This is a genomic window from Fictibacillus sp. B-59209 (assembly GCF_036216745.1).
Taxonomy (GTDB): domain Bacteria; phylum Bacillota; class Bacilli; order Bacillales; family Fictibacillaceae; genus Fictibacillus_C; species Fictibacillus_C marinisediminis.
Map to the genome: position 1 here is coordinate 45268 of NZ_JARMMC010000003.1, position 26040 is coordinate 71307.

16 protein-coding genes and 1 pseudogene are annotated in these 26040 nt (G+C 43.7%); 14 read left to right on the top strand and 3 right to left on the bottom strand.

Features of this window, described 5'->3' with window-relative positions; genetic code table 11:
• The first annotated feature begins 116 nt into the window (after positions 1 to 116).
• From P4361_RS01355 to P4361_RS01375, 5 genes are all read left to right on the top strand, one after another.
• A complete protein-coding gene (locus P4361_RS01355; protein WP_328087998.1) occupies positions 117 to 1913 on the top strand; it encodes a SpoIID/LytB domain-containing protein in 1797 nt (598 codons plus the stop codon).
• 320 nt (positions 1914 to 2233) lie between these two features.
• Entirely contained in the window at positions 2234 to 3379 is a 1146-nt protein-coding gene (gene wecB, locus P4361_RS01360; protein WP_328088000.1) for a non-hydrolyzing UDP-N-acetylglucosamine 2-epimerase, read from the top strand.
• A 122-nt stretch (positions 3380 to 3501) separates the two neighbouring features.
• On the top strand, positions 3502 to 5034 hold the full coding sequence (locus P4361_RS01365) for a glycosyltransferase family 2 protein (protein ID WP_328088002.1): 1533 nt from the start codon (positions 3502 to 3504) through the stop codon (positions 5032 to 5034).
• A 325-nt stretch (positions 5035 to 5359) separates the two neighbouring features.
• Positions 5360 to 6784: an MBOAT family protein gene (locus P4361_RS01370; protein WP_328088004.1), complete on the top strand. Its 1425-nt coding sequence runs from the start codon at positions 5360 to 5362 to the stop codon at positions 6782 to 6784.
• A gap of 32 nt (positions 6785 to 6816) precedes the next feature.
• Complete coding sequence (locus tag P4361_RS01375; RefSeq protein ID WP_328088005.1) at positions 6817 to 8010, top strand: DHHW family protein; 1194 nt, start codon at positions 6817 to 6819, stop codon at positions 8008 to 8010.
• 445 nt (positions 8011 to 8455) lie between these two features.
• Here the strand turns inward: P4361_RS01375 and P4361_RS01380 are convergent, their stop codons facing one another.
• Both P4361_RS01380 and P4361_RS01385 read right to left on the bottom strand, forming a co-directional pair.
• The gene (locus P4361_RS01380; RefSeq protein ID WP_328088007.1) at positions 8456 to 9499 is read right to left on the bottom strand and encodes an MraY family glycosyltransferase; all 1044 of its coding nucleotides are present in this window, start codon (positions 9497 to 9499) and stop codon (positions 8456 to 8458) included.
• 257 nt (positions 9500 to 9756) lie between these two features.
• Positions 9757 to 10506 carry a WecB/TagA/CpsF family glycosyltransferase gene (locus P4361_RS01385; protein ID WP_328088009.1) on the bottom strand — a complete coding sequence of 250 codons (750 nt, stop codon included), beginning with the start codon at positions 10504 to 10506 and terminating at the stop codon, positions 9757 to 9759.
• A 551-nt stretch (positions 10507 to 11057) separates the two neighbouring features.
• Between P4361_RS01385 and tagD the strand changes: the two genes are divergently transcribed.
• From tagD to P4361_RS01415, 6 genes and pseudogenes are all read left to right on the top strand, one after another.
• Positions 11058 to 11456, top strand: coding sequence for a glycerol-3-phosphate cytidylyltransferase (gene tagD / locus P4361_RS01390; protein WP_091002799.1), 399 nt, complete (start codon positions 11058 to 11060; stop codon positions 11454 to 11456).
• A complete protein-coding gene (locus P4361_RS01395) occupies positions 11449 to 12648 on the top strand; it encodes a CDP-glycerol glycerophosphotransferase family protein (protein WP_062237712.1) in 1200 nt (399 codons plus the stop codon). The genes tagD and P4361_RS01395 overlap by 8 nt, the downstream gene beginning before the upstream one ends.
• Positions 12632 to 14950: a CDP-glycerol glycerophosphotransferase family protein gene (locus tag P4361_RS01400; RefSeq protein WP_328088012.1), complete on the top strand. Its 2319-nt coding sequence runs from the start codon at positions 12632 to 12634 to the stop codon at positions 14948 to 14950. Before P4361_RS01395 ends, P4361_RS01400 begins: the two co-directional genes overlap by 17 nt.
• Before the next feature lie 29 nt (positions 14951 to 14979).
• Positions 14980 to 15798, top strand: a complete 819-nt coding sequence (locus P4361_RS01405) for an ABC transporter permease (protein ID WP_053356949.1) — start codon at positions 14980 to 14982, stop codon at positions 15796 to 15798.
• Positions 15799 to 15813: 15 nt separating this feature from the next.
• A pseudogene (gene tagH / locus P4361_RS01410) lies at positions 15814 to 16599 on the top strand (teichoic acids export ABC transporter ATP-binding subunit TagH); the annotation flags it as partial.
• 222 nt (positions 16600 to 16821) lie between these two features.
• Positions 16822 to 20172: a CDP-glycerol glycerophosphotransferase family protein gene (locus tag P4361_RS01415; RefSeq protein ID WP_328088014.1), complete on the top strand. Its 3351-nt coding sequence runs from the start codon at positions 16822 to 16824 to the stop codon at positions 20170 to 20172.
• Positions 20173 to 20689: 517 nt separating this feature from the next.
• On the opposite strand, the gene P4361_RS01420 is transcribed toward P4361_RS01415, so the two are convergent.
• Entirely contained in the window at positions 20690 to 21757 is a 1068-nt protein-coding gene (locus tag P4361_RS01420; RefSeq protein ID WP_328088015.1) for an LCP family protein, read from the bottom strand.
• A 453-nt stretch (positions 21758 to 22210) separates the two neighbouring features.
• On the opposite strand from P4361_RS01420, the gene P4361_RS01425 reads away from it, so the two are divergent.
• From P4361_RS01425 to P4361_RS01435, 3 genes are read left to right on the top strand one after another with little or no spacing between them, the layout of a single operon-like run.
• A complete protein-coding gene (locus tag P4361_RS01425; protein ID WP_328088016.1) occupies positions 22211 to 23488 on the top strand; it encodes a glycosyltransferase in 1278 nt (425 codons plus the stop codon).
• A 1-nt stretch (position 23489) separates the two neighbouring features.
• Positions 23490 to 24818 (top strand): flippase, encoded by a 1329-nt coding sequence (locus P4361_RS01430; RefSeq protein WP_328088017.1) that lies wholly within the window; start codon positions 23490 to 23492, stop codon positions 24816 to 24818.
• A gap of 18 nt (positions 24819 to 24836) precedes the next feature.
• Positions 24837 to 25754, top strand: a complete 918-nt coding sequence (locus tag P4361_RS01435) for an NAD-dependent epimerase/dehydratase family protein (RefSeq protein ID WP_328088019.1) — start codon at positions 24837 to 24839, stop codon at positions 25752 to 25754.
• Positions 25755 to 26040: the final 286 nt, after the last annotated feature.

Below are 26040 nucleotides of genomic sequence, written 5' to 3' on the forward strand. Positions count from 1 at the left end.
AATTTTACAAAATTTAAAATAATTGTAGAAAAATGGGTTATTTTTCCTTACTATGTAATTAGTCGTAATTAAATACATATTTATACAATTTATAAGGACTTATGCAGGGGGAGAAGATGAAGAAAAAGAAGTTTCAAAGTTTACTGGTTTTATCCATGGCCGTTTCCATCGCCTTTCCGTCTGCCGAGGCAGCTGCAGCGGATTCGCCTGCTTTAAAAATGGGGAGCAAGGGCACAAGTGTGAAACAGCTCCAGCTGGACCTGAAGAAAGAAACCGCCCCCAAAAAAGCACAAAGAGCTGCCTATCCATCAGGCTTCAGCAGGGATCTAAAAAAGGGGATGAGCGGAAATGATGTCGGCAAGCTCCAGTCCTATCTGATTAAGCTTGGACAAACCCTTAAGGCGGACAAGAAATTCGGAACTCAAACCTATAATGCGGTGGTCAGCTTTCAGAAAAAGAATAAGCTGAACGCTACTGGAACGGCAGATTTCAAAACATTAAACGCCATCGTAAAGGCAAATACAACGGCATCAGCGGCAAAGCCCCTGGCTCCAGCTGTACCGGTGCCTTACCCGGAAGGCTTTAAGCGGACACTAAAATCTGGCCACCAGGGACCTGATGTCCGGCTGCTTCAGGCTTACCTGACGAAAGCGGGATACAGGGTAGGTGTTGACGAAGTGTTTGGGAAAAATACCTTTGAAGCCCTTCGCAAATTCCAGCAGTCGATCAAGTATAAAGACAACGGGATTGCCGGACCGAAAACGCTGACGAGGCTCGTGCTGAAAGCCACTGTTTCGCCTGCCTACAAAGGCTATTCTTTCTCCGGAAAAGGGTGGGGCCACGCTGTTGGAATGACGCAATGGGGAGCACTCGGCATGGCGCAAAAAGGCTTCGGTTATCATGATATCCTGAAGTATTATTACACCGGGGTTGATTTTAAAAAAATCGACACGTCGAAACAGAATATTCGTGTCTGCCTCTCAAAAGAAAAAGCATCGGTTGACTTGAACGGAACAGGGAGCTATTCCATCCAGGACATGCAGGGCAATGTATTGTTTGAACCGGCTGCTCAAACTCCAACGAACGTTACCGTGGAAGACGGGGAGTTTCTACTTACTAACGGGGACGAAACGGCCTATATTGATCAGCCGTTTAAAGTGGTTTCTGTAAAAGGAAAATATTTGTCTCATAAGAAAATGAATTACAATGGTGTGCTGGAAGTGTCGTTTTCCGACAATAAAAAGAAACGAATCAATGTCATCAACCGCTTAAACGTGGAAACATATCTGCAGGGAGTGGTGCCATCAGAGGTCAGTTCCAAATGGCATCCTGAAGCCATCAAGGCCCAAACACTCGCTGCTAGAACCTATGCATTAAAGCACCTTAGTCCTGCAGGCAAATGGGACGTTTACGACACCGTCGATTCACAGGTTTATAAAGGTGTGGGCCAGGAAGCAGCCAACGTCAATGCCATCATCAATGGTGAGACAAAAGGCGAGGTCATCACCTACAAAGGTGCCTTGATCAATGCTTACTTTTCTGCCTCAGCCGGCGGGTACACGGTGGGTTCTGGATTCGTCTGGAGTACGGATCTTCCTTATTTAGTCGGTAAGCCAGATCCTTATGATCAGTCGAAATACGCGAAAAACTGGTGGACGTACGAACTAAGTTTTGAAGAGATCAGCAAAAGGGCTGCTTCGTTCAATATTGGTGAGGTAGTCGATATCAAGATCGTGGAAAAAAAGTATACCCGGCCTACGAAGGTAAGGATCACAGGGTTTAATGGAACAATTGAAGTATCAGGTTCTGCGTTCCGAAAACTAATGAACGGGGACGCCATGAAATCGGCCATTTATTCAGCAGATCTCGTTAAAAATGAACCAGTAAAAAAAGAGAGTTATCCAAAAGGATAACTCTCTTTTCAGGGGTTAGGGGTTAGGTGGTGGTTATATTAGCTATGTACCCCGCCTGTCTCTCATCTAAACCTAATTGAACACATTTTTTTAAGATGCTGCGAAAACTTATTTATAAATCGCATACTGACGCTTAAAAGAGACCCTCAAGTCTTTTTTCTCCAATAAGAAGGGGTGATAGCTGGCGGTTCAATCACACCAGATTTACAAAAAATTGAATTACTGATTGTGGCTTGATTGACTACAGCGTAAAATAAAGGTAGCATGAATCATTAATGAATACATACAGCCTACACAGTTGTACTGAGCGAGGTATAAATATGAAGAAGAAAATTAAAGTAATGACGATTTTCGGCACTCGGCCTGAAGCCGTTAAAATGGCTCCGCTCGTCATGGAGCTGAAAAAGTACAAGGAAGAGATCGAGCCTGTTGTGACAGTAACGGCTCAGCATAGACAGATGCTTGATTCGGTGCTCGATACGTTTAACATCACACCCGACTACGATCTTAATATCATGCAGAACCGGCAGACGCTAAGCCAGATTACGACGAAGGCACTTACCGGACTGGAAGGGATCCTGATCGATGTCAAACCGGACCTTGTGCTGGTCCATGGGGATACAACGACGACGTTTGTGGCGAGCTTGGCCGCTTATTATCAGCAGATCGCGGTCGGCCATGTTGAGGCTGGATTGCGGACGCATAACAAGTTCTCGCCGTTTCCTGAGGAGTTGAACCGCCAGCTTACCGGTGTGATCGCTGACCTCCATTTTTCACCGACACCGGCTGCTGCCCGCAACCTGCTGGATGAAAATAAACATGGAGACAGCATCTTCGTAACAGGAAATACCGCGATTGATGCGTTAGCCACGACCATTCAGGACGTTTACACGCATGAAGTGCTTGAAAAGGTGGGAGATGACCGCCTAATTCTTGTTACGGCTCACCGCAGGGAAAACCTCGGTGAACCAATGCGAAATATTTTCCGCGCCATTAAAAGAATGGTGGAAGACTTCTCGGATGTGCAGGTCGTCTATCCTGTTCACTTGAACCCAGCCGTTCAAGAGCTGGCTAACGAAATTTTAGGTGACGATCCAAGAATTCACTTGATCGAACCGCTCGGCGTCATCGATTTTCATAACTTCGCTTCACGTGCCCATTTGATTTTGACAGACAGCGGCGGTGTGCAGGAAGAAGCACCGTCACTCGGTGTTCCGGTGCTCGTGCTCCGCAACAACACGGAACGTCCAGAAGGAATCGGAGCAGGAACGTTAAGGCTTGCCGGAACAGAAGAAGAAAACATCTATACGATCACAAAAGAATTGTTAACCAACAGCCAGGCCTATGAGGAAATGGCGAAAGCGTCCAATCCATACGGAGATGGACAGGCATCACGGCGAATCGTCGAGGCTATACTCTACCATTTCGGTTTACGTACCGAGCGGCCGGATTCCTTTCATGCTTAATACTTTTACAATATAGTCCGCATGCCTTCATGAATTTTTTCATGAAGGTTTTTATGTTTTATTAAGGAGACATCTGGGGAACATAAGGCCGTATGTATTCAATATTTTATTGGAGGGATCGTATGTCTTCACCTTTTCGGCAGACAGCCAGAGAAATACTTCAGAGTGATAAAATCGAAATCGTGAATCACCCTTCGAGGAGGCTGGCCAAATGGTTTGGCCGCAAAAAGAAAATAACCGTCGTTACGGCGGCTTACAATGTAGAGACGTTTATTCAAAAGACCGTTGATTCAGTCATCCATCAAACCATGGACTTCGATGACATAGAATATATTATCGTGGACGACTGCTCCACGGATAAGACGAAGGAAATTCTTCATCAGTATGCGTCTATGCATAAAAACATATGTGTGGTTTCCTTAAAAGAAAACACAGGAACACCTGGTACTCCGCGTAACATTGGGATCGAGCTCGCAACGGGAAGGTACATCACGTTTTTAGACGGCGACGATTGGCTTGAGCCAGACGGGCTGGAGACGCTCGTGAACATCCTCGAGGAAACCGGTGATGATTATGCGGTCGGGAAAACGATCAAAGTCACCTCGGATTCTGAGACTGTGATCGGCGAGCATGAGTCGGTAAAAGAGAGGCGCAGCATCACACCGTACGAAATTCCCCGCATGTTTTACCATATGGGACCACGGGCGAGGGCGGTAAAGCTGGATCTTCTCAAAGAGCATGATATCGGCTTCCCGGATATGAAGTTTGGAGAGGACAAGCAGTTTTTCTGTGATGTCTTTTTCCATGTAGATACGATTTCTACGACAACAAAGCCGGTGTTTTACGTCAACCGGACTGACGAAAATCCTGGTTCACTCACAAAGGTCACTTCTGTGCTGGATAAACGGCGCTGCGATCTGAAGGTCATACAGCATATTAAAGCGCAGAATTTGCCTGTTGAAAAAGAGAGAGCAGCGTTAACACGTCTGTACGAAATCGATATGTTCAAGACCTTTGACAGCCAGGTGTTTGTAAAATCGGATGAAAAAGAGGCGTTTGTTGACGTGCTCCGCGAGGCAATGGCAATGGCCAAAGACCTTCGCTATGACATCAGGGAGACTTTCCAGGTTCCGTTATACCGAGCGGCGGCTGATCTTTTTCTGGAGAACCGGATCGATGATTTCATCAGGCTGTTCACGTGGCTGAAAAGAGAAAAGAACAAAAAATACGTGATCAAAGAAGGGCTTCCGTATTATGAGCTTCCTTTTTTAAAAGACAAGTATCAGCACATCCGGATCCCGATGCTTGCACGGGCTATCGATTCCTATACCGAAAATGAAGAGTATGTGCAGACCTTCGAAATTTACGGCAATTACCTTGCCAATGTAAACACGGTGTTGATCAGGGACAGAAAAAACTATGTTAATGAAATTCAAGCGGATTTCAAGATCAACGGCAATAAAGGAGGATTCCGTATCCCATATGAGAAGCTGAACGAATTGAAGAACGCATTCTTTACGGTTTTCATCCGGTACAACGATTATGAACTGATCAATATCAAACGTATCTTAAAAAACGAAATCAACTATAAGGACCGCAAATTTGATTTTTACTCTACAAAAGCAAATAATATCGGACTGAAAATAACGGAATAACCTAGCAAGCCAAGGACTTTAGCGGTCCTTGGCTTTTTTTTTTTCTAGCTTCAGCATAGTTCCTCGAGACGCTTCACTCTTACCTCTCAACACAAAAAAACGTGTTGCTGTGTAAGAGCTCCAGCGCTTGTCGGACCTTTGCAGGGCGCTTCAGCTTTTCGTAATTTCCAGAAGTTTGAACTAAAAAGATGGAAACCGGTTGTCAAAAAACCAATTATCTCTAAGAATACTATGAGTGGAAAGAAATTTGTCGAATTTTTGGGGGCATTTACGGCTTCTTTAAAAAATGTTTACAAAATAAAGTACAAACGAAAGGACTTTTTTTATGCTTTTTAGTTCAACTGTATTCTTGTTTTTATTCTTGCCAATCGTATTGGTGCTTTATTTCCTTTCTCCGCGTCCGTTTAAGAATACGGTCTTGCTCGGTGCTAGTTTGTTTTTTTATGCATGGGGTGAACCGCGGTTTGCCATTATCATGCTCTTTTCCACCGCGATGAACTATGTGTTTGCATTGATCGTCGATGCGAAGCGTGAGGACACAACGAAGGTGAAGTGGATCATGGGAGCCATGGTTGTTTCTAACCTGCTTCTACTTGGTGTGTTTAAGTATTCGAACTTTATCGTGGATAATATTAACGCAATGTTGGGGACGGGCATCGATATTCCTAAGATTCCGCTGCCGTTGGGAATCTCCTTCTTTACGTTTCACGCCATAAGCTATGTGATCGATGTCTACCATAAAGAAAAAGCGCAGAAAAACCCGATCAACCTGGCGCTTTATATCGCGTTTTTTCCACAGCTGATCGCAGGGCCAATCGTCCGATATCATACGATTTCTGACCAGCTTAAAATGCGTTTTGAGACGTTCCAGCGGTTTGCATACGGAACAAAGCGGTTCATTATGGGGCTGGGAAAAAAAATGATCCTCGCCAACGGCTGCGCTTATGTGGCTGACCATATTTTCGCCCAGAACCCGGGAAGCATGTCGACAAGTCTTGCCTGGATCGGAATCATCGCCTACTCCCTTCAGATTTACTTTGATTTTTCGGGGTATTCCGATATGGCCATCGGGCTGGCCAAGATGTTTGGCTTTGACTTTCTTGAAAACTTCAACTATCCCTACATCTCACGTTCCATCAGTGAGTTCTGGCGCCGCTGGCATATCTCGCTTGGCTCCTGGTTCCGTGATTATGTGTACATCCCACTTGGCGGAAACCGAACAGGGGAGATGAGAACCTACTGGAACCTGTTCATCGTATGGATGGCAACTGGCATCTGGCACGGTGCGAGCTGGACGTTTATCGCATGGGGTCTGTATTATGGAGCATTCATCATGCTTGAAAAGGCGTTCCTCGGAAAGCTGCTCAAACAGCTGCCGCGTTTTATCCAGCACTCTTATGCTGTTTTTATCGTGATTATCGGCTGGGTGTTCTTCCGTTCTGAAACGTTCAGTTACGCTTATGCTTACATTCAGACCATGTTTGGATTCAATGGTACAGGTCTTTGGGACACACATGTTTCTTATTATCTTACCCAGTATGGAGTAGTCATCCTGCTCGCCATCATTGGATCAACGCCATTATTAAAGCTCTTGATCGACAAGGTCGAGGACAAAGCGGAAATATCCCAAGGAATCCGTATTTTCGGCCGGGATATCGCGGTGACAAGCTATTATGCTGTCATCCTCGTCATTACCGTCGTTTACATGGTGTCTAATTCGTTTAACCCATTCATTTATTTCCGTTTCTAAAAGATTTCATAGAGAAAGGAGAGGATCAAGTCATGAAGAAAAAAGCTGCTGATATTGTTTTGGTTGGATTTTTGCTGCTGTTCATCTTTGGCTTTGGATTATGGACATGGCTGAAGGATGATCAGCACGTGTCAGCCTTGGAGAACAGGGATTTGAAAATGCGCCCGGATGCGACGGTTCAGAGGCTGCTTTCCGGGGATTATTTTAAACAATTTGAAGCCTATTTTAATGATCAATTCCCGGGCAGACAGGCCTTTATTGAAGCCAATGCATCGGTTGATAAATACATCATGCAGAAGGATGAGATACGGGATGTGTATTCTCTCAAGAATGGCTACCTGATCAATCCGGTGCATCCGAAAGATAAGACGAAGGAAGTAAACGATAAGGTCAATTCCTTCGCTCATACGCTGAAAAAGAAAAACATTGATGTATATTTTGCATTGCCACCGAATAAATCCACCATTATGGAGAAAAAACTCCCGGATTACATCGAGGCTCACGGCAATGAACTGTCGGACAAGCTGATGGCAGGTTTCTCAAAGGATGTTCATGCAATGGATTTAAGGCCGACTATTCAGCCTCATCTTCAAGAGGACAATATGTATTTCCATACCGACCATCACTGGAAACCGCGTGCAGCTCATTATGCGTATGAAAAGGTTATTGATGAAATGAGCAAACAGCATCCTGGTGTGGGCAAGCCGATTCCGAAAAGCCAGTTTACATGGAAAGAGGCTCCTGAGACATTTTATGGATCCGACGCACGGAAAACAACGAAGTCGTATGCTTCCAAATCGGATACGATCACGATTGCTAAGCCGAAGTTCAAAGAAAAGCCGATTTCCATCTGTTATCGAAAAACGTGTGGCCATAAATTTTATGACATGTCCAAGTTAAAGTCAGAAGGGACATATGCCAACCGTTATGAGACTTATTTCTCTGGAGATGTATCGGAGGCTGTCATCAAGAACCCCAACAAGCCAAATGGACCTAAAGTGCTGATTCTGAAGGATTCGTATGTGAACCCGATGATTCAGTTCGTGTCCCGCAACTTTAGCGAGACACGGATCATAGATATGCGCCACTACAAACAGAAGAGCGTCTATGAATACATTGACCAGCATGATATTGATGCCGTCTTATTCGTGCACAATATCAACTCCATCAACATCACGCCAGCCTTTGTAGACTTCAAACACCCAGGCGGCGGAGAGAACCAATAACCGTGTTAATGGCGCGGTGCCAGTTGTCGCGGTGTCAGGCACCGCTAATAGACAAATTGAGAAAACCATCCATACCGGGAGGACAGCCTCCTGGGAGTGGATGTTTTTTTTCATTTTAAAATCGAAAAGGACGGCTGGGGCAGCAGTTTTTTTAAAAAAGGACTAATTTGGGGGGGTTTTAAAGCTTACTCAGGGGCGCTCAAAGCGGCTTTTTGGAGCTGAAATACTCATTTACTGTCCAAAACACATGATTTACCCGCCAAAACAGAGAAAATACTGTCCAAAATAAGAAAATACGAGCCAAAATAAAAAAAATACGAGCCAAACGGACATTATGGAAACTAACATACGGCCAGGGGGATTCACAAAAAAACGACATCCGGACAGACTCGCCAAAAAAAGGGGCTGTCCAAGNNTTTCTGGACAGCCCCTTTTCACTTTCTTCCTATTTATTAGGCCGCCTGATGGCGTTCAATACGGGTCTGTAATTTTGGCCAACCAGTCCGACTCCCTCAACAACAAGCTCAATGCCAAGGGTAAGTATGGCGATAATGAACAATGAGCCCCAAAGCGTTGATGTAGAGAAGAGGATCGCTGCAATTCCGAATACTGCGCTCATCGCATAGATGAGCAATACGGTTGTGCGATGGGAGTACCCCAGGCGCAGCAGGCAGTGATGCAGATGCGATTTATCTGGTGCTGACAGCGGCTGCTTATGCAGAATCCGTCTGATGATCGCAAAGATTGTATCAGATATGGGAACACCAAGGATGATCACCGGGACCACAAGGGAAAACAACGTAACGTTTTTAAACCCGAGGAGTGATACGACCGAGATGATAAATCCTAGGAACAATGCTCCCGTATCCCCCATGAAAATTTTAGCGGGATGAAAGTTGTAGAACAAAAATCCAAGAGTTCCAGCTAAAACGATACCTGCAATAGCCATAACAAGGACGTTGCCCATGATAAAGGCCATTGCGGCAATCGTAAACAGTACTATAGAAGAAACACCTGCAGCAAGCCCGTCCAAACCGTCAATCAGGTTGATCGCGTTAGTGATTGCCAGGATCCACAGAACCGTTAGCGGAATGCTGAACCAGCCCAGCTCCAGGCGCCCATCGAAGGGAAGGTTGATGAAATGTACCTGAATGCCTCCGGAAACGACAACACAGAGAGCAGCTGCGATCTGGCCAGCCAGTTTTACTTTTGGTGATAATTCGTAAATATCATCGAGTAAACCGGTCATAATAATGATAGCTGACCCCATTAGGATGGGCATGGTATATGGGCTTTCCGGGTGTAAAATCCAGAAGCCGATTAAAAAGCTGATAAAAATAGCGAGTCCGCCTGCACGAGCCATCACTTTCGCATGTACTTTTCGGTTGTTGGGATTATCGATCGCTCCGATGAAGAAGGCGGCTTTTTTTACTAAAGGTGTTAGTATGATCGATGCTAGAAAACATACGAACAGTGTAACGTAAAGCATATGACACCTCATCAATTTCAAGATATGTTTCTGTATACTCTCATAAGGGTCGAAAAGAATTGTCTATTCTTGTAGGTTGCAACAGAAACAACATGGTTATTGTCAAAATTTTTATTTTTGTCTATCGAATTATATCATAGAAATTCCAATCTAATGTATAAAAATATAAATATTTGGAAATACTGCACAGTCCAATAAAAAATCCCCGGCAGGAGAAGCAAGAATGCTTTCCTTTCCAGGGATGGTTTGATGAAATTTTATCGGACTGGAACTTTCGTCATCTGCTGCATTTTGAGTTGAAGAACTTTAAAAGCAAATTGCGGAAGAACGATCTGCCGTTTCCAGCGGGATGGCTGCTTCACTAGGCGGTAGAACCACTCCAGGTTCATCTTCTGCCAAACTTCTGGTGCACGCTGCACTTCTCCGGCAAGAACATCAAATGTGCCGCCGACTCCCATGAAGATACCGTGTTCGAAGCGGGAAAGATGCTGGCTGATCCAGGCTTCCTGGCGGCCGGCACCGAGAGCAACGAGAACGATGTCCGGTTTAATGTGCTCGATCGTGCTCGGGATTTTATCATCGTTCAGATCAAAGAATCCATGATGATAACCGGCGACGGTCACGTTTGGATATTCCGCTTCAATCGCTTCTGCAGCTTTTTCAATCACCTTGTCCTGACCGCCAAGCAGATAAACACTGTAGTTTTTCTCATTCGCAAGGCTTAGCAGGCGAAGGGTCAGATCAAAACCAGTCACGCGTTCAGGGAGCGGAAGTCCGAGAAGACCTGCTGATTTAATGATGCCGATTCCATCTGCTGTCACGTAGTCCGCGTTTTTGATGACACTCATAAAATCTTCTTCTTTACGCGCCTTCATCACGACTTCAGGGTTCGCCGTTACGACGAATGCCTTCTTACGGTCCTCAAGGTGAGATTGAAGTGTATTTATAAAGTTGTTAATCGTTGTATTTAGAAAGTCTATTCCTAATATGTTCACTGTATTGTTCATATTAATTCCCCACTTTTAGTGATTAAGTCAAACACAGCCTCTGCAGTAGGACTAGGTTTGTCCGACGTCCTGTCTGCAGCTAAATGCCTAGAGCATTCAACAGCTGTTTAATATGTGAGTTGCATTTATTCCGAATGAATCGAGTGAGCAAGAAATAAATGTCATTGTTTATTAAGACCTTGTAAAAAGACCTTAAAGATTATATTATAAGTATTGACGTTCCAAAGGGGAACATCTTTTAAAGCCTAGTATACCATGAAACTTCTAAGTTTGTAAAAAGTATATTAAGATTTCGTTAACGTAAGGCTGAAATGAGCTTATTGTCGGCCGCGCAGTGCTTTAACGCTATTATATAAAGAAGCTATTAATTTGTATTCCCTTTATATTATTCATAAAACATTTACAATAAGTTAATAAAATGTCAATTCCATGCGAAGAGATTAATAGCGAGAGAGACAAGCATTGATATAATTTACAAAATATTTACCTGTTATTAATTTATTGGAAAAAGGGTAAATACAACTAGATCGATTTAAGGAGAGGATTGTAAGATGAAAAAGGTGTTAACATACGGTACATTTGACCTGCTTCATTGGGGGCATATCAACTTATTGAGAAGAGCAAAAGATCTTGGTGACCATCTGACTGTTGGTTTATCAGCAGATGAGTTCAATGCGATCAAAAATAAAAAATCATACCATAGCTTTGAGAATCGTAAAATGATTTTGGAGTCCATCCGTTATGTGGATGAAGTCATTGCGGAAAAGACTTGGGACCAAAAAATCTCTGATGTCGTAGATAACAACATCGATATTTTTGTAATGGGTGACGATTGGGAAGGGAAATTTGACTTCTTGAAAGAGTATTGTGAAGTTGTTTATTTGCCGCGTACGATCGGAATCTCGACTTCTCAGATCAAAAAAGATCTATTTACTGTTAAAAATGGTTAAAGAAATAGCTATCTGGCTGTATCTGTTTTACTTCAAGCTTCAGTTTACATTTTGTAAACTGTTTCCTGTGCGGAAGAATAAGGTAACCTTTGTTGTCTCTTTTGGGGATAACTCCGTGTTTCTTTATGAAGAATTGAAGAAGCTGCAGCCGGATAGCCATATTGTTTTTTTGGCGGCGAAAAAAGCGATTCCTAAATTGCAGCCCTACCAAAACAGTGCAAAACTTATCACCTTTGAAAATTCGATAATGAGCATGGCCAGGTCGGCGTATCACCTGGCAACTTCCAGAGTGGTCCTGGTAGATAATTATTTTGGTTTCCTGTCAGTCACCAATTTTAAGAAAGAAACAGAATGCATACAGCTTTGGCATGCCGCGGGCGCTATTAAAACGTTTGGACTGAAGGATGAATCCATTTCCTTTAGAAGCCGGCGAGCGCATAAGCGGTTTTTACATGTTTACAAAAACTTTCACAAAGTCGTTGTTGGATCGGACGCGATGGCTGATATATTTAAAGAAGCTTTTCAACTTTCATCCGCCAATTTTTTACGGACCGGTGTACCAAGAACCGATCTTTTTTTTAGTGGAAATCGGACGAAAGCTGTTAAAGAAAAACTATATCGGGAAAATACTGTTCTGAAAGACAAAAAAGTGATTTTGTACGCACCGACCTATCGGGATGACCAGTTGGATGAGTTTGAACTGCAGCTTGATCTTGATATGCTGCAGCGTGAACTTGGAGCAGAATATGTGCTTCTGATCCGCAGCCATCCAGTACTTAAGAATAAAATCAATGTTGAAGAGCAGTATCCCGGCTTTGCATTTGATTATTCCACCGGTTCTGATATTAATGAAATTTTATTGATTACCGATATTTTAATTAGTGATTATTCTTCCATTCCTTATGAATTTTCATTATTAAACAGACCGATGATTTTTTACCCGTACGATCTAAAAGAGTATAGTAAAACAAGGGGGCTTTGGGACAGCTATGAAAAACTCGTCCCGGGGCCGATCGTGTTTGACAGCCTCGAAATGGTAAAGGTAATTAAAGAAAAGGGTTATGACATGAATAAGGTTCAGCAATTTTCGGCCATGTGGAACCAATATCACTTCGGGCACTCGAGCCGGTTATTGGCTGAATATATTCTTGAAACAGAAAGAGAGAGAAACGTAAATGCAAGCGGAAGCTAACTTACAGATCCAAGAAGGTTTTGCACCCACCAAAAGAAGAAAATGTATTCTTCATAATATTGAATTCAAACAAGATATTGCTATCGTAAAATATCTTTTGAAATACAATTCAGTCTTTCAGGAGCCTTTAGCCGGGCACCTTCTATTTGTTGAGCGTATGTCAGGCCGTGAATGGCAGATTCCTTTTATGGTGTTAGAGGCAAATGAACAATATTATGTCCTTGAATCCAGGCTGGATCAGGCTGAAATGGTAAAAGGGCTTGTTTGGGACGTTTACCTCATCATTCATGCGGAACAAGCAGTGTCTCCTGAGGAACAGGAACAGCCAGGAGACGTTAATGCAGATGATGACGCAGACGAAGGGGAAGCTGCTGAAGAAGAAACAGCAACAGATGCTGACAATGACAGCGTAAACGAAAATGACAGTGAAGATGATCCCGAACCGGAAGAAACCATTGAAGAGTTTGGAGTTATCGAAAAGAAATACCGTATGAGGACGAAGCATTCATTCCTTGAACTTGGTTCTATAGTCGATCCTGAAACGAAGCAGGCGATTACACCTTATACGACGAACAAAGGAAACCTTTCCTTTAAAGTCCATGACCGCGGTCCAGTTGTTAAAGTGGAAAATGCGGATCTTGATAAAAGAGGAAACGTGACGCTGGAGGGGTTCTATTTTTCTCCTTTTCCATACGAAAATGAAGAACTGGAAAAAACGTTAGTCATCGGAGGCCCTGAAGGCTTTGAAGAACGTGTGATTCCGTTCGAGAACGTTGTACGGGAAGATCTTAATCCTTACTGTCAGGAGCAGCAGCCATATAAAGCAAAAGGCTTTAAGGTGCACCTCCATGTAAAGGATTTGTGCAATACAGATGAGAATTCATTGACATTCCGCCTCTATTTCAAGTGGGAGGATGAAGACACTGCAGGGCCGGATCAAGGAGATTTGGCAATTCCGCTTCAGCTGATTTCTTTTAAAAGAAGGATCAACAAGTATATTATTCTCAATACGGACAGCGGAAAGAAGAAGGTCTCACTCATTGCACGGAAGAAAACGAGATCGATGCTCATTAAGGTAGTTCAATACAGCTTTGTGCAAGAGCTGAAAAAGAAAGTTCGCCGCACGATAACAAAGGTAAAACAGCACAAAAAGACGAAAAAAGCTTATATGGTTGCCTTTAAGATGGCTGGCTATCTGCCTGTTAAGAAGAACCTGGTCATGTTTGAAAGTTTTCTCGGCAAGCAGTACAGCTGTAATCCGCGTGCGATCTACGAATATTTAAAAGAGAACCGTCCTGAATTTGAGCTTGTCTGGAGTGTTGACGGAAGAAGTATCAGCAAGTTTGAGAATGCCGGCATCCCTTATGCCAAACGCTTCTCAATAAAATGGCTCTTTAAGATGGCACGTGCCCGCTATTGGGTGACCAACAGCAGGATGCCGCTATGGATTCCAAAAGCCAAACATACGGTTTATTTCCAAACGTGGCATGGAACACCGCTTAAGCGTCTGGCCGCTGATATGGATGAAGTTCATATGCCTGGAACGAACACAAAGAAATACAAAGCGAACTTCCATAAAGAATCAAGCAAATGGGACTATCTTCTATCACCTAACGCTTATTCGACCGAGATTTTCCGTCGCGCGTTTAATTTCAATAAAGAAGTAGTGGAGGTCGGCTATCCGCGGAACGATGTACTCTACACGAAGAACAATCCTGCGGCCATCAAGGAACTTAGAGAAAAACTTGAGCTTCCTCAAGATAAAAAGATTATCCTTTATGCGCCAACATGGCGTGATGACCAGTTCTACGGCAAAGGACGATATAAGTTTGATCTTGAGCTAGACCTTCTGCAATTGAAGGAAAAATTTGGGGAAGATTATGTTATAGTGTTAAGGATGCATTATCTTGTGGCGGAGAACTTTGATCTGTCGCCATACGAAGGTTTCGCTTATGATTTCTCTTACCATGGGGACATCAATGAGCTTTATCTCGTATCTGACGTCATGATTACCGACTATTCTTCTGTGTTCTTCGATTATGCGAACCTGAAGCGGCCGATGATTTTCTTTGTTTATGATATCGAATCGTACCGCGATAAGCTGAGGGGCTTCTATTTTGACTTTGAACAGCTTGCGCCTGGTCCGCTCGTGAAGACAACAGATGAAGTCATTGCAGCAATAGAGAAGTTTGAGTCAGACGGATTTACGATTCATTCAGAGATCTTTGATGACTTTTATGAACGATTTTGCTACCTGGAAAATGGACAATCTTCTCACAAAGCCGTTCAAAAAGTATTCTAAACCAATCTCTTTGGGAGAGGATTACGAAAATGATTTCAGCTTTTAAAGTACTAACAGAACAACTTAACAGCTTTTACCTGATGATGCGTTTATCCATGTATGAGCTTAAAATTAAAAACAACAATAACTATTTGGGGATGCTTTGGGAGATCCTGAATCCTGCCATTCAGATCAGTGTGTATTGGATCGTCTTTGGGATGGGAATGCGAAGCAACCGTTCGGTCGATGGTGTGCCTTTCCTTCAATGGCTTGTTGCAGGGATTGTCATCTGGTTTTTTATCAGCCCGGCCATCCTGCAAGGGTCAAAATCGATTTATACACGAATTAAAATTATCGCTAAGATGAACTTTCCATTAAGTGTTATTCCAAGCTATGTTATATTTTCGATTCTATATCCTAATGCTATATTATTGGGAATCATAGCAGTTATCTTTCAATTTACTGAAAAAGGAAAGATCTCATTATATTATTTGCAGCTTCCTTATTACATGCTAGCTGCGGTAGCACTCGTTTTTTCACTGTCATTGATCACCTCGACACTGTCAACGATCGTACGCGATGTACAGATGTTTGTGCAATCCATCATGCGGATGCTGTTTTATGTGACTCCGATTCTTTGGGATCCATTTAACAATCCAAAATTGCCGCATTTTCTAAAATTGATTGTAGAAGCCAATCCTTTTACTTATATTGTAGAAGGGTACCGGGATGCCCTCTTAAGCAAAGGCTGGTTTTTCGGTGATAAACTCGAATACACGCTGTATTTCTGGGGACTGGTGCTGGTATTGTTCCTGATTGGTTCCACGCTGCATGTGAAATTAAGAAACCGATTCGTGGATTACTTATGATGCGGAGAGATGGACATGAGTAAAACTGTTGTAGTAAGCAATGTTACGAAAAAATTTAAAATGTATAAAAAGCCCGCTGAAAAGCTGCTGGACATCATTCTGCCCAACGGATATGGCGAAGATTTTTATGCGATTCAAAATATAAGCTTTGAGGCAGATCAAGGCGATGTCATCGGCATCGTCGGGGTTAATGGATCAGGGAAATCCACGCTTTCCAACTTGATCTCCGGGATTATCCCGCCGACGTCGGGTACGATCGATCTAAAGGGAGAGGTATCGCTTATCGCGATCGCCTCTGGCCTGAACAATGAACTGACCGGCCGTGAGAACATTGAGCTGAAATGCTTGATGCTTGGCTTCAGCAAGCAGGATATCAAAAGGCTTGAACCGGAGATCATTGAGTTTGCTGAAATCGGAAAGTTTATCGATCAGCCGGTTAAAAAATATTCGAGCGGGATGAAGTCGCGTCTCGGGTTTGCTATTTCTGTGACGGTTGATCCTGACATCCTCGTGATTGACGAAGCGCTTTCTGTCGGTGACCAGACGTTTGCCGATAAGTGTCTCGACAAGATGAACGAATTCAAAGAGCGTGGAAAAACGATCTTTTTTATCAGCCACTCCATGGGGCAGGTAAAGAAGTTCTGTGAAAAGATTCTTTGGCTAGAATACGGAGAAGTCAGGGATTACGGACCAATGAAGGACGTACTTCCGAAGTATCAGGCATTTTTAAAAGAATATAAGGCGATGACAAAAGAAGAGAAGAAACGATTTAAAGAGCAAGTGCAAAGAAAGCAAAGCGGACTGTCGCCAGTGGATAAAAAAGAGTTGCAATCAACGAAATAATATATAACTGAAAATAAATTGGGTGCTGCTCTTGAAAAAGAGAATGCATCCTATTTTTTTTAGACAAGATAAGGGAACTTGATACAGTTTCTAACCATAATTTTTCTTTAAACGAAAATGAAAAAACAGATAATGATCTACGGCAACACAAAGGTTCATTTAGAAAAAGGAGAAGTTTTGATGAAGAGACAAGGGGATTTCCTAAATCGTATGATTAAGCCTTTTACACCACAACCCAAGATAAAAAAAAGAAACTCTTATAAACAAGCCTTGACGATCCATCAGGACAACGAAATTATTAGGCTGACCGGCCGGTTGGGTAAAGAAGATATTATTGCAAAAGAACTGCTTCTTTCCTCGAGGGAAGATGGAGAGATGATTAAAGTAGCAGAAGGAGGCACTTCGCCAGATTTCACTTTTGAATTCTCCATTCAGCAGATTCTTCCCTATTTTAAAGAAGGGGAAAAGAGCAATTTTGATCTGTATCTAAATATACAGCGACCTAAAGAACACTTTACCGAGGAATCCTTTACAAAGATTGAAGAACGGGCGGTTTTGCAAACGAGAGACGATGAAGGTACAGATGTCATCTACCCCGTCCGCCTCGGCCGTTTTAACGAAATGGAGGTACTGCATTACGTTCCTTATGAGGATCAAGGTCTGCAGACGTTCATTTACGTAACAAAGAAAGGCAACGTGTCGCTGGCTGCTAATGCTATGGTCAGGCTCAAGCCAAAGGTGCAGATCGATGAGATTGTCATCCGTAATCACCAGCTATTCTTTAACGGAAAGCTATTTACAAGGGATGCAAGCATCAAGAAAGCTGTATTGCTGCTGAAAGGGCGCGATACAAATAATGAAGTAAGAATAGATGTTACTACGGAAAAATTAAGTGAACAGACGTTGAATAAATACGGGATGCACCGTTATAAATACGAAGTGGAAGCTGACTTTCAAAGGATTTATGAAGATTTGGCGTTCGGACAGGACATCTATGATTTCTTTTTTGAACTAACCTTTGATTTTGCTGAAGAACCTCTGCTGATCCGTATAGGAAAACCACGATTTAGAGCGAGGAACTTCTTAAAAGATGGCTATGTTGAAAGAGGACAGAATATCTATGCTTTGACCCCGTATTTCACGTTTAAAGGATTTAATCTATCCCTTCAGGCAGATGAATTCTCTCACGAGGCTTACTGGTATATGAAGAAAATTAAGCGATGGTCATGGCTCCTACGCCCCTTTTACCGCAGCCAAAACATATGGCTTGTCGGTGAGCGGCCTTATAAAGCACAAGATACAGGATTTCATTTCTTTAAATATCTCAGGGAGAAGCATCCGAAAAGAAAAGCGTATTACGTGATCGAAGAAACGTCGCCTGAATTAAATCAGGTGAAACCGCTTGGCAATGTTCTCTATTATAAGTCCAAGGAACATATATTCCATGCATTTATGGCAAGAAAAGTGATTGGGTCTCATCATCCTGATTATTTGTTTCCATTACGCACGAAAAGCTATAAAAAGGCGATTAAAGCAACAAAAGTCTTTTTGCAGCACGGTATTATGGGAACAAAGAACATGGTCGCCAATTATGGAAAGAGAGCACCGGGATTTGATACAGATCTATTTCTTGTCAGTTCTGATTTTGAAAAAAATATGATTGTCCGCGACTTTGGCTACCATTACGATGAGGTTAAAGTTACGGGGCTCTCAAGGTTTGACAGCCTTCTTGCAGGAGACGTGGAAACGAAACGCCAGATTCTCATCATCCCTACATGGCGGGACTGGATCATCAATGACGATATCTTTTTGGAAAGTGAGTATTTTGAAAGATACCGGGAACTGATCAATCATCCAAAACTGCATGAACTGGCCGATAAACTGGGTTTTGAGTTGATCTTCTGCCTTCACCCTAACATGCAGAAATTCACTTCCTATTTTACAGGTACGCGCGTGCGCATCATCAGCCAGGGAGAAGTGGATGTTCAGCGGCTTTTGAAAGAATCGGCTATGATGATTACCGATTATTCATCGGTCGGTTTTGACTTCAGTTTTCTTCATAAGCCCATTTTGTATTATCAGTTTGACAAGAACCGATTTATCGGGAAAAGACGCTCACATCTTGATCTTGAAAACGATTTACCCGGTCAGATTGTCTATGAAGTGGATGACATTCTTGATGAAGTAGAAAAGTATGCGAATCAGCAATTTAAAGCTGAAGAAGAGTATATTCAGCGATCGGCTAAGTTCTTAAAATACCGCGATCGGCATCATAATGATCGGATCTATGAAGCGATTCAGGAATTTGAACCCCGTAAGAACTGGTTTGTGAAGCTTAAAGAAAGTGAGCTCTTTCAGGTGTTGTTTAAACGGTACCGAAAGAGCAAATATTATTTTCCTTCCATGCGTTTGTTCTATAATGTTGCGCGGCGGTTGATCCCTGTTGACCCAAACCTGATCGTTTTTGAAAGCGGGGTAGGCAAGCAGTATGCCGACAGCCCGCGGGCGATTTATGAAGAGATCGTCAGCCGTGGATTGAACTATAAGAAGGTATGGATCTATAACAAGAATATTAGATTTTCCGATGAGAACACGAAGATTGTTAAGCGGCTCAGCCCGAGCTATTATTACTATCTCGCTAAAGCACGCTACTGGGTGAACAATCAGAACTTCCCGACCTATCTTGGGAAACGCCCGCAAACGACGTATATCCAGACTTGGCACGGAACACCGCTCAAGAAAATGCTGTTTGATATCGAAAAGGTTGAAGGCCGTGATGAAGGTTATGTTGAGCGTGTGCATCGGGCGACGAAGACATGGGATTATCTCATCTCACCAAGTGCCTATGCAACGAAAGCCTTCCGCAGTGCGTTCCGCTATGAAGGCGAGTTGCTTGAGATCGGCTATCCGCGCAACGATATCTTTTACCGCGATGACCGCGAGCAGCTGGCCGAAAGGATCCGCCAGCGCCTGAACATCCCAGAGGGGAAAAAGGTTATTCTCTACGCACCGACCTTCCGGGATAACCAGACGTCGAAAAACAATAAGTTTACGTTCGAGCTGCAGTTTGATTTTGAACAGATGCAGCGAGAACTCGGCGATGAGTATGTGCTGCTGCTTAGGATGCACGTCGTTGTCAGCAATAAAGTGTACATTCCGGAAGAATATCGAGACTTTGTGTACAATGTATCGAACTATCCGGATATTCAGGAGCTCTATCTTGTGACTGATGTTTTGATCACCGACTATTCTTCGGTCATGTTTGACTTTGCGAACATGAACCGCCCGATTCTGTTCTTCACCTATGATTTCGAGATGTACCGTGATCAGCTCCGCGGCTTTTATATGGACTTTGAAAATGAAGCGCCCGGCCCGCTGCTGCGCACATCTGATGAAGTAACAGCGGCGATCAAGAACATTGATCAGGTGAAGCATGACTATGAAGGCCGTTATCAAGCCTTTCATGAGAAGTTTTGTTCACTGGAAGACGGGCATGCGGCAAGCCGTGTAGTGGATCGGTTTTTTGATTAAGTGGATTTAAGAGGATCCCGGATCTGGGGCTGCTTGAGGGCAGTGTTCAGGTTCGGGTTTTTTTGTGTTTGTTGTTGTGACTGAGAGCCATTTGTGGTGAGGTATCGGCGGTTTTTCCTCGGGTATGGCGATTTTGCAGTGATTTTCGTCCATTTTTGCTGGTTTTTTATTAAAAATAAGGACTAATGCGGATTTGTTCTTTTAATGCAGTCTCTATATACCGTAAAAATAACGAATCAGGGTTATTTTTAACAGCATTTTAAAGATTATTAAGAGTTGTTTTATGGCGTTGTATCTTTTATTTTCAAAAATCCTAATTTATGTTCAAAAACAACCATTTTATGTTCAAAAAAATTAATTTATGTTCAAAACTGCATGTTTTATTTTCAAACGGAATAAGCTCGACATCTTTCGACTGATTTTTACGCATTCATTTCATCGATCACGCCCATGCCCACCTTAACCGCCCTCAACCAAACCCCAAAGAAAAAAGCCGGCCCCGATGGCCGGCTTAAACTTAATTTCCGTTGCTTGCTTCCGAAGTGCTATCTGTAGTGGAATCGGTACTGCTGGAATCTGTTCCGGTTCCCGTTCCGCTGTCCTGTGTGCCTGAGCCGTCATAAGCAAGATGCTCTTTCAGCTGGGCGGACACATTTTGTACTGATTGTTCGTTTAAGGAATAGTAATAAATATTATTGATTCTTGCGTCTGTTCCTTCTAATTTAAGCGATTCGACATCTCCTACGGATTTCGCGTATTTGAGAAGTGCGAGCATGTTGCCGAACGTAAAGTTGGTGGACATGTTGTCGCCGACGTTCTCGATAAGCTTGCCGTATTTAGGAATCGATTTGATCTGTGTTGATTCTTTAAGGATAGCTTCGACAATCTGTTTTTGCCTGTCGCCGCGCATGATGTCTGAGTCGGCATGACGCGTACGCGCGTATGCGAGAGCTTCCTCAGCGTTTAGCCTTTGCTGGCCTGGCTCGATTGTGATGGCTCTAGGACGGTCCTTGCTGTCCTGTTCGACGATTTTCTTCTGTACGTCGACATCAACGCCGCCAAGTGTATCTACAATCTGCAAGAATGCATCAAAGTTTACTCTTACATAGTAGTCGACCGGGATGTTGAACAGATGTTCCACTGTATCCACGGTAAGATCCATGCCGCCGAACGCGTGGGCGTGGGTGATCTTGTCCTTGTTGATGCGCCCCGGAATCGTAACATAGGAGTCACGAGGGATGCTGACCATTTTTACGGATTTTTGATCACGGTTGAAGGTAGCAAGGATGAGGGCGTCTGTCCGGTTGCCTTCAAATCCCTTTTCTCCTTTACGGTGTTTGCTGTCATCGATCCCTGCGATAAGGACGGAAAAGTTGTCCTTGCCCGGGTCGACTTCATTCATACGCAGCTCGGATTTGTCCCCCCGTGAAAGGGTCTCCTGTGCTTTGGATGATGCATTGGCTAATTTATAGGTTAAATAAGATCCGAAACCGACTGTTCCTAAAAGAATCAGAATCAATGGGAAGACGATAAACTTTATACGTCTCTTTTTCTTCTTCTTTTTCCGCATTTGTTGACGGTCCATCTATAGTAATCTCCTTTTCTTCTCTACATCTATATCTATGGTTTTGTTGGTCTGTTATTTTCTTTTCTGGTGACAGAATAGGATCGTACAGACAAAGCAACTTCGTAATCCTTGTCGAAATGACTCGACATAAGGAACGTAAATTTATGGAAGCATACAATAAAGATACCTTTAAAGTTGTGTAAATACAATAAAAATCATATAAAGAATATTACAGTTTAATGAAGAATTCGGTAACTGTAAAGACAATTCGGACAAAGATTTACAAAAGCTTCATGAGAAATTTAAGTTGAGTTAATAAATGACCCCTATCATGATAGTTCAGGCCTCCGTTAGGCTTTTTATGCGAAAAACGGAATTGCAAAAATAAAAATCGGCCTGCGAAAGATTAAGAGAACAGCCTTATACATGCTCTTTTTGGCAAGAATGATTAAGAGCTTCAGGATTCAAAGGATGGTGAACACATTGCAGAATGGCATAAAAACAGCAAGAGAGCACATGATCCTGATAACCAACCGTTATCCTTACCTGCCCGGGGAGCAGTTTTTAGAAACCGAAATGAAATACATGGAACACTTATTTGAAAAGATTGAAGTTGCTGCTGTAAACGGAACCGGAGAGCAGCGGCCTGTTCCTGAAAAAGTGCAAGTCCACCAGCTGCCGGGAAGGCCTGGGGGCACAAAAAAATACATTCATACGTTTTACAGTGTGACGGCAGATCCTCAGGGACGCCGCTGGCTTTCAAGAGAGCTTCCAAAAGCCCGTATGTTTGGCAGCAGAGGGTTGATGCAGGTGGCTAACTGGCTGAGCCATGCAATTCGGATCCGTGATGAAATCAAGAGAAAGTGGCTGGATGATCCGAATTTTGATATAAGCAATTCCGTTTTTTATTCGTACTGGCTGACGCCTTCAGCGGTAGCTCTTGCGATGCTGAAGGAAACGCACCGGGATCTTTTTGCGGTATCCCGCGCCCACGGAGGGGACGTGTACGATTACCGGCATTCACTGCCTTATCTGCCGTTTCAGGAAAGAGTGATCTCGTCACTCGATTCGGTGCGGATGATTTCTGATGACGGAAAGAACTATTTTGAATCGAAATATCCAAACGCGAATGCTCATCTTCTCGTGAACCGGCTCGGGACTGAAAAACCTGGCTTTACCGCAGCCCCTTCACAAGACGGAATTCTCAGGATTGTTTCCTGTTCATACGTAAAGCCGGTAAAACGGCTGGATCTGTTGGTGGAGGCGTTAAAACAAACGGCATCTCCGATCCACTGGACGCATATTGGAGACGGTGAACAGCGGGAAGAGATCGAAAACAAAGCGAAAAATGAGCTACCGGAACATGTTACCATCGATTTTAAAGGACATTGGACGCAGCAGCAGATCTTTGAATTTTATCAGTCACAGCAGGTTGATCTTTTTGTGAACGTGAGCGAGAGTGAAGGAATTCCCGTGACCATTATGGAAGCGTTCAGTACTTCGATTCCGGTCATAGCGACAGATGTCGGCGGTGTAAGGGAACTCGTTGATGAAAGCAATGGTTTCTTGATTCCGTCAGAGGTATCGTCTGCTGAGCTGGCGGATGATATCGAACGATTCGCCGCGCTGCCGGATGAAAAGAAAATGAAGTACCGTTCGAACGCCTTTGCCAAATGGGAAAAGGAATATGATGCAAAGAAAAATTACACAGACTTTTTAAAAAGTGTAAAGAAAGGGAGCGGATCGTGATATGAGCGACGGCAATCGAAGCTTCGTCAGAAACAGTTTCTTAACTTTTTCTAGACAGGTGACCAATATCGTCATCGGCATATTGCTGCTTGTCGTGCTGGCCAGGATTCTGGGACCTGCCGGACAAGGTAAGTATGCACTGATCACCCTGCTGCCGACAGTTCTGCTGACCTTTTTGACGCTCGGCATCAACACGTCGACGATCTATTACATCAGCAGGGGAGACGTGAAGCTGAATACGGTCTACAACAATAACATCATCATCGGTACGCTTCTAAGCCTGGTCAGTATGGGGATCGGGGCGATTGTGATCTTCTTTTTCTCGGAAAAGTTTTTCAATCACACCCCTCATACGCTGCTGTACCTTTGCTTATTGGCACTGCCGTTCATGTTTTTGCGCGAGTATTTTCAGACGGTCTTTCAGGGCTTGCAGGATTTTAAGCTGTTCAATACGGCCATGGTCGTGAACCAGGTGGGAATTCTCGGCTTTGTCGCTGTTTTCGTCCTTATTTTCAGGCTCGGCCTTCCAGGGGCGATTATGGCGTTCATCGCCGGGAACTTGATCAACGTCGCCTACATGGTCTATCAGCTGAAGAAAAAGCATAGACTCCGTTTTAATATCAGGGGATTCTCTTGGGAGTATTTCCGCAAATCTGTCAATTACGGGCTTAAAGCGCATATCAGTAACTTTGCGAGCTTTTTGAACTATCGTATCGTTGTTTTCCTCATCGGGTTTTTCATGGTGGATTCAGCGGTAGGGATCTACGTAACCGCAATGAATATCGGGGAGAGGCTGACTATCTTTGCGGCTTCTATATCCAATGTCCTATACCCAAAAATCGCAGCCATTGAAACTGATGAAGAGAGAAACCATCTCACCTCTCTCGTATCAAGAAACATTATGGCGATTACGTTGGTCATTGCGCTGGCAGGGACTATTGTCGCAAAGGATCTGATCGTTACGCTTTTCGGACATCAGTATGAGAACAGTGCGAGCCTGCTTCAAATCACTCTGCCCGGTGTGGCGCTTCTGTCGGTCGAGAAGATTCTGTCCAATGACATTGCCGGCCGCGGAAAGCCCGAGTTAAACATGTATCTTTCCATCTTCAATGTGCTGTTTAACCTGGTGCTGAACGTGGTGCTCATTCCGAGGTATGGAGTGACCGGAGCCGCATTTTCTGCGACGATCACGTATTTTGTCAGCTTCCTCGTAAAGGTCGTCTTATACAAAAAAGTGACAAACGAGCCGTACCACCGCTTTTTGCTGATCAAGAAAAGCGACCTGCGGCTCTATAGAACGGTTATTCGAAAACTAAAACTCAGGTACTGACTGACGGGAGGATTCAGCATGAATGTATTGGTAACAGGCGGAGCAGGATTCGTCGGGACATTTACGAAAAACGCACTGATGAAGGAAGGGCATACCCCGATTTTGGTGGATAACTTTCTGACGGGAAGTGAAAGCAATGTAAACACGGAGGATGTGATCATCCAGAGTGATATTCTTGATCCCTCTCTGCCGGAACGGCTGCAGCCTTATGAAATTGACGCGATCATCCATCTGGCGGCCCAGACAAGTGTGCCTTCTTCCGTAGCAGACCCGCTTAACGATATGAGGATGAACATTGAAGGGACGGTCAGAATGCTGGAGCTGGCGAAAGCCTTAGATGTGAAGAAGTTTGTCTTCGCATCAACAGCGGCCATCTATGGGGACAATGAAAATGTGCCGCTCAAAGAGGGTGAGCATTTTCAGCCAACTGCTCCATACGGGATTTCAAAAGCTACATGTGAAATGTACATCGCTAACTTTTGCGAAACACACAGCATCGGCTACTCGATACTTCGCTATTCCAACATTTATGGACCGAAGCAGACGAAGGATGGAGAAGGCGGCGTTATCAAGATTTTCCTTGATAAGCTGCTGAGCGGACAGCCGGTCTCCATTTATGGCGACGGCAATCAGACCCGTGATTTTATCTTTGTTGAGGACGTGGCCCGGGCCAATACCGCTGCCTTGTTATGTAAGGACGGCATCTTTAACGTCAGCACGAACGAAGAGATCACGGTGAACGAGCTATACCGCGTTATGGCGAAGGAAATGGGCAGCAGCCTGGAGCCTGTTTACGGAGAGCCGCGTGAAGGTGATATCTACCGCAGCTGCCTCGACAACCGCAAGTTCATGGCGCTTGTGAACTGGAAGCCTGAGGTGCCCCTTGCAGAAGGCATCAAACAGACGGTGGATCAGATGCAAGCACAGAGAATTTAACATAAATGCACGGACAATAAGAATATATATATAGCACTCTTCTTTTTACAGAGGGGTGCTTTTCTTATGTATTCCGGTTCCTTTAAGGGGGTCAAAACGTGCGATCCAACATGTCCTTTGTTAAGAAAATGTAAATCCCATACCACTGGCCATGACAAGGCTAATGGGAAAAATCCCTGTCCTGCAACGCCTTTTTGTAAATGACCTTAACAATCTCTTAACCGAGAATTTACCTGAAATTCCTTGGAAATAATATAAAATGAACGAAGAAATCTAGTGAACAGAA